This is a genomic window from Desulfomarina sp. (assembly GCF_054039375.1).
Genome location: NZ_JBPLBA010000101.1, coordinates 1 through 5,772, shown reverse-complemented (window position 1 = coordinate 5,772; position 5,772 = coordinate 1). Strand labels below are relative to the sequence as shown.

The following is a 5,772-nucleotide window of genomic DNA, read 5'->3' as shown; positions in this document are numbered from 1 at the left end:
AAACAGTTGAAGAATATGAAAAACAACTCGGTAATGATGGACGTATCCTGGTGCGGGCGTCCGGCACGGAACCGGTCATACGAGTCATGGTGGAGGGGAAGAATTCAGAGGAAATTAATACAATTGCTGACGAGTTGTGTTCGCTGATAGGGGAGAATTGAGTTGAGTGGTGCCAGTGGAGATAAGAAAAATGATTTAAAGAAAATACGATGGAGGCAGCGTTTCCAGAACCTTGAAAAGGGTTTCAGGCAGCTTGAAAGTGGTCTTGCGATTGCTGATCCAAGTGATATTGAAAGGCAGGGGATCATACAGAGTTTTGAGTTTTCCTTTGAGCTGGCCTGGAAAACGATGAAGGATTTTCTTGAGGCCCAGGGAGTTCACTGCCGGTTTCCAAGGGATGGCATAAAAAATGGTTTTCAATACGAGATCATTGATGATGGCGAATGCTGGCTTGAAATGCTGGGGAAAAGAAATCTGCTCGCGCATACTTATGATGAGACGCTCGCCATGGGGGCATACAGATTGATAAAGGACGAGTTTTCACCGGAAATTCGCAAGCTGGTCCATTGGTTACGGAACCGCGTGGAATATGAGCAAAATTGATTTGCCTGTGCATGTCATCCGCGGATTGCAAAATTTTTTTTCCAGGGATCCGGAGATTGAGCGGGTGGTAATATTTGGTTCAAGGGTCATGGGAAACGCCAAACCGGGTTCTGATGTTGATCTCGCCTTTTATGGTGAAAATATGACAACGCGAAAAGTAGACAAAATCAGGGATTATCTGGAGAATGAAACCGCCTTTCCTTTCTTTTTTGACTGTATCCTTTTTGATTCGATCAATAATCCGGCCCTAAAAGAGCATATAGAAATATACGGAGAGCTGATATATGCCCGGAAATAAAAAAAATCCTGATCTGAATATTGGTGGCGTAGAAATGAAATAAAGGATCAGCTTGGGCCTGCACTTGCTTTATGATAAAATTTTACTGACTGAATCCGGCATTTCAGAAAATGGATAATTCCATTACAGGGGAAATAATTTTGTGAAAACAACAGAAACATATGAAGTGACAATTTTATTGCCTGCATTTAATGAAGAGCAGGCAATAGCGGATACCGTCGGCGCAATCAGGAAACTGCACCCGAATTTTGAAATCCTGGTGATTGATGACGGCTCCTCGGATAATACAATGAGGGCAGCCATGGACTCAGGAGCCTGTGTATGGCCCCATCCCTACAATATCGGCAATGGCGCCGCGGTTAAAACCGGCCTGCGTATGGCCCGTGGGGAGTGGATCGTGATGATGGATGCGGACGGCCAGCATAAACCTGAAGATATCGAGCGGCTGCTTGAATATAAGGATTCCTATGATATGGTGGTGGGGGCCAGAACGAAAAAATCGGAAACCTCACTGCACAGGAATATCGCCAATAAACTGTATAACTGCTTTGCCTCCTATGTGACAAAATTCAGGGTTGAAGACCTTACGTCGGGTTTCCGCCTTGTCAGGTCCTCCACTGTCCGCCAGTTTATTTACCTGCTGCCTAATACTTTTTCTTATCCTTCTACCTTGACAATGGGTTACCTGCGCAGCGGCCGTACTATCAAGTATGTGCCCATTGAAACGAAACGAAGAACTGGAAAGAGTAAGATCAAATTACTCCAGGACGGGGCCCGTTTTTTTCTTATCATCACTAAAGTGGCCACCCTTTTTTCACCCATGCGCGTGTTCCTGCCCACTAGCGGCCTGCTCTTTTTTGTTGCACTGGCCTATTATGGATATACGTTTACGACCCAGGGACGATTCACCAATATGTCGGCATTGCTGTTTAACAGCTCCCTGATTGTCTTCATGATTGGTCTGGTTGCCGAGCAGATCTCCCAGATGCGCTATGACCGGGTGGAGTAGCAATGCGGGTTCTGCATCTGACCACCTCTTTTCCACTTCAGGAAGACTCTTCAAGCGGCATTTTTATCGAACGTCTTGTGAAGGCCTTCCCCGATTGTGTGGACTGTCTTGTCCTGACCCCGGATAGTATCGAAAAAATTGCCGATAGAAACAGGAAATATACTCTCATAACATATCGTTACGCGCCAAGGAAGTTGCAGGTTCTGGCCCATGGGCAGGGTGGACTGCCCGTGGCCCTGGCCAAGTCAAAAAAAAACGTCCTCCTGCTTCCCGGCTTGTTTTTGGCCATGTTCCGGCATGTTTTTGTGTATGCACGGCAATGCGATGTCATTCATGCCCATTGGTCCATAAATGGTGTTATCGCGGGCCTGGCCGGTAAAATCGTCCAGGTTCCGGTGGTCACCACCTTGCGGGGAGAGGATGTAAGCCGGGCAGGCAGTTCCCTAGTGTATCGTTTCCTGTTGCGGGCCTGCCTGTTCCTTTCTGATCGGGTTGTGACAGTGTCAGGCAGAATGCGTGAAAACCTGGTCAACCTGTACCTGGAAAAAAAAGAAAGGATATCCTTTATTGCCAATGGCGTGGGAGAGAATTTTTTTGCGTTACCTGAAAAAAAAGATGGGAGAACAAACAAAATTCTTATCCTGGGCAATCTCGTCCCGGTAAAAGGCGTGGATATTGTCCTAAACGCCCTGGGGCAATGCCCGGGCAGACAAAACTGGACATTATGTATTGCTGGTGAGGGCATGGAAAAGGACAGGTTGAAAAAGTTAACCGCCAGACTTGGCCTTGAGGAGCATGTGTCATTTCCGGGCCAGGTATCCCCGCGGGAAATCGTGAACCTGCTTGCGCAAACAGATATCCTGGTACAGGCGAGCCACCAGGAAGGCCGTCCCAACTCGGTTCTGGAAGCAATGGCCGCGGGAGTAAGTGTTATCGGCTCGGATATTGATGGCATCAGCGAACTGATAGAGCATGGGAAAAACGGCCTGCTTTTCCCGGCCGGGGACAGCAAGGCCCTTGCCGGACACCTGGCCAGGCTCATTGGTTCCCCGGATATTCGGCGCCGTTTTGGTGCTGCGGCACGGCAGACCTTGCTCAACATGGGGTTGACCTGGCCCAACTGCGCCGGGTCATACCAGCGGTTATATGAAAAATTGATCTCAGTACGTGCCAAAAAGCGATCATGTGCGGAATAGCCTTTGTCTATAATCCTGATATGAATCAGGCTGAGTCTTTTGCCAGGATGGAGAAATGCCTGAACAGGCTCAGGCACCGGGGGCCTGATGATTCAGGCATCTGGCAGAAAGAGGATGTTTGCATCGGCCATCGGCGGCTTTCCATTATCGACCTGTCCGCCAGCCGTCAACCCATGGCGGATCCGTCTGACCGCTGTATTCTTTCCTATAATGGTGAGATTTATAATTACCAGGAACTGCGCGCCGAGCTTGCGGGACGCTGGCATTTTTTGACCGGCGGTGATACCGAGGTGCTGCTGGCCGGCCTGATCCTGCATGGCCGGGATTTTATCCAGCGGCTTGAAGGCATGTGGGCCTTTTCGTTCTGGGATTCCGCTTCCCGCACTCTCCTGCTCTGCCGGGACCGCATGGGGAAAAAACCACTCTATTACCAGATATCCGGCAGAACATGTATCTGCGGCTCCGAGTTGCCCTCCCTGGCCCGGCTTGCGACCGGCCCCTGGCGCGAAGACCTTGATTCCACGGCTGATTATCTCCGCTACGGCTATTATCTGCCCGGCACCACAGCATACAAGGACGTTTACGAGGTACTGCCCGGTCATGTTCTGCAATGGTCACCGGACAAGGGAACCCGGCAGGCCCCATACTGGCGCCTGGAGCCGGGCCGGTTCAGCGGTTCACGGGATCAGGCCGCGAAAGGTATCCGGGAATGCCTGGTCGCGGCAGTAGAAAAGCGCCTTGTCGCGGATGTCGAGGTCGGCGCTTTTCTCTCCGGCGGCATTGACTCGTCGCTTGTGGTTTCGATTTTGACCCGTGACCTTGAGGTCATCCCCAAAACATTCACCATCGGATTTCAGGAAAAGAGCTATGATGAGTCCGCTTATGCCAGCCAGATGGCGGAGTTTTGCGGGACCGATCATTATTGCCAGACCCTTTCCGGTTGGGACAGAAATGTCCTGACCGATCTGATTCTGAACCATATCGGCCAGCCCTTTGCCGATTCCTCCCTCCTGCCCACCACCCTTGTCTCCCGGGTCGCGGCAGACCATGTCAAGGTGGCCCTGTCCGGTGACGGCGGCGATGAGTTGTTCTCCGGCTACCAGCGCTACCTGGCCCGCTCCATCCTGCGCTGGTATACCCGTCTGCCGAAACCCCTGCGCCGGGGAATCGGCGCCGCCATCCGCCTGCTGCCGGAGCCGGTAAGCCATCATAGCCGGTCCCTGCTGAAAAAGGCCCATCTCTTCCAGGATATCATTGACAGGATGGAGGACGAAACACCCTATATTGCTCCCCTCATGTATTCAGGCAGGCTGTTTGGTGAGCTGGTTCCCGACCTGGCGGAAAAGGGGCATGGGCTCATCAATTTGCCTGAACAATGCGGACCCGATGATATAACTAGAATGATGTATGCCGATGCCCTGGTCTATCTTCCCCAGGATATTCTGCTCAAGGTGGACCGGGCCTCCATGGCCTGTTCCCTGGAAACCAGGGCCCCTTTTCTGGACCGGCAGGTGCTGGAACTGGCCTTTTCAATGCCGCGGCCCTGGCATCGTCGTGGCATGCGGGGAAAACGAATGCTTCGCAGTTCATTTTCCGGCTATCTGCCGCAAAACATCTGGCAGCGCCGCAAACAGGGATTCGGGGTGCCGATCCATGGCTGGTTCAGGGGCGAGGCCGGGGATGAGCTCGAACATCTTTTGCAAAGCGTGGACTCACCCCTTGTTGCCAACAAAGTCCTAAAACTGCTGCAACAACATCGGTCAGGCCAGCGCGATCACGGCTATCGGTTATGGTCGATTTTTGTGTACCTGGTCTGGAAGAGCAGACGATCTTGACAGGAGCAGAATGATGTGTATTGTGATGCACAAGGAGGTGTGTGTTATGAGGACAAATATTGTGCTTGATGATGCGCTTGTCGCAGAAGCCCTTCGGCTCAGTGGACTGAAAACCAAAAGAGAGGTGGTTGACGCCGCGTTGCGGGACTTTGTGGAGAGAAAGAAACGAAAAAATCTCCTGGAGCTTGCCGGGCAAATTCAATTCCGTGACGGATACGATTATAAAACGCTCAGGCTGGGCAAATGATTCTTGTTGACACCTCGGTCCTGATTGATTTCTTCAAGGGGAATACGAACAGGCCGACAAACAGGTTGCGTGAAATTATTCGGCAACAGATCCCCTTTGGCATCACCTCCGTGATATACCAGGAGATTCTTCAGGGAGCCGCATCTCTTACGGAATATGAACTGCTGGAAGAATATCTTGGCAGCCAGCGTTTTTTCCATCCCCTGGATCCGGTTGAATCGTATGCCCAGGCCGCGCACATCTTTTTTACATGCCGACAAAAAGGCATCACTATCAGAAGTACCATTGATTGTCTGATCGCCCGAATCGCCATTGAGCATGACCTGTTTCTTCTTCATAACGACCGTGATTTCACCTTGATGGCGCCTGTTATCGGCCTGAATTCGTATATATGAATGTTTGTGTTTTCACCCCAAGTCAAAAATACTCATGAGCATTTTTGACCTGGGGTGAAAAATCTTGTATCCTGGAATGTATGATACGCCGCTACCTTGCCAATCAGGTCGAGCAGGACCTGAAAAAGAAAATGGTTTTTGTCAGTGGTCCCAGGCAGGTCGAGAAAACAACCCTGGCCAGGGCCATCC

General features: G+C 51.0%; 7 protein-coding genes and 1 pseudogene. All 8 read left to right on the top strand.

All coding sequences use genetic code 11. From position 1 onward, the window contains the following. Nucleotides 1-161, top strand: a pseudogene (gene glmM, locus ACXLDX_RS05730) (phosphoglucosamine mutase); the annotation flags it as partial. 1 nt (nt 162) lies between these two features. Continuing rightward, complete coding sequence (locus tag ACXLDX_RS05725) at nt 163-603, top strand: nucleotidyltransferase substrate binding protein (protein ID WP_457576238.1); 441 nt, start codon at nt 163-165, stop codon at nt 601-603. Continuing rightward, nucleotides 590-901 (top strand): nucleotidyltransferase family protein, encoded by a 312-nt coding sequence (locus ACXLDX_RS05720; RefSeq protein WP_457576237.1) that lies wholly within the window; start codon nt 590-592, stop codon nt 899-901. The genes ACXLDX_RS05725 and ACXLDX_RS05720 overlap by 14 nt, the downstream gene beginning before the upstream one ends. A 142-nt stretch (nt 902-1,043) precedes the next feature. After that, nucleotides 1,044-1,910 (top strand): glycosyltransferase family 2 protein, encoded by an 867-nt coding sequence (locus tag ACXLDX_RS05715; RefSeq protein WP_457576236.1) that lies wholly within the window; start codon nt 1,044-1,046, stop codon nt 1,908-1,910. 2 nt (nt 1,911-1,912) lie between these two features. Next, a complete protein-coding gene (locus ACXLDX_RS05710) occupies nt 1,913-3,106 on the top strand; it encodes a glycosyltransferase family 4 protein (RefSeq protein WP_457576235.1) in 1,194 nt (397 codons plus the stop codon). Next, nucleotides 3,094-4,941, top strand: coding sequence for an asparagine synthase (glutamine-hydrolyzing) (asnB, locus tag ACXLDX_RS05705; protein ID WP_457576234.1), 1,848 nt, complete (start codon nt 3,094-3,096; stop codon nt 4,939-4,941). The genes ACXLDX_RS05710 and asnB overlap by 13 nt, the downstream gene beginning before the upstream one ends. A gap of 46 nt (nt 4,942-4,987) precedes the next feature. Further along, nucleotides 4,988-5,188: a type II toxin-antitoxin system VapB family antitoxin gene (locus ACXLDX_RS05700; protein WP_457576233.1), complete on the top strand. Its 201-nt coding sequence runs from the start codon at nt 4,988-4,990 to the stop codon at nt 5,186-5,188. Then, a complete protein-coding gene (gene vapC / locus ACXLDX_RS05695; RefSeq protein WP_457576232.1) occupies nt 5,185-5,583 on the top strand; it encodes a type II toxin-antitoxin system VapC family toxin in 399 nt (132 codons plus the stop codon). The genes ACXLDX_RS05700 and vapC overlap by 4 nt, the downstream gene beginning before the upstream one ends. The last annotated feature ends 189 nt before the right edge of the window (nt 5,584-5,772 follow it).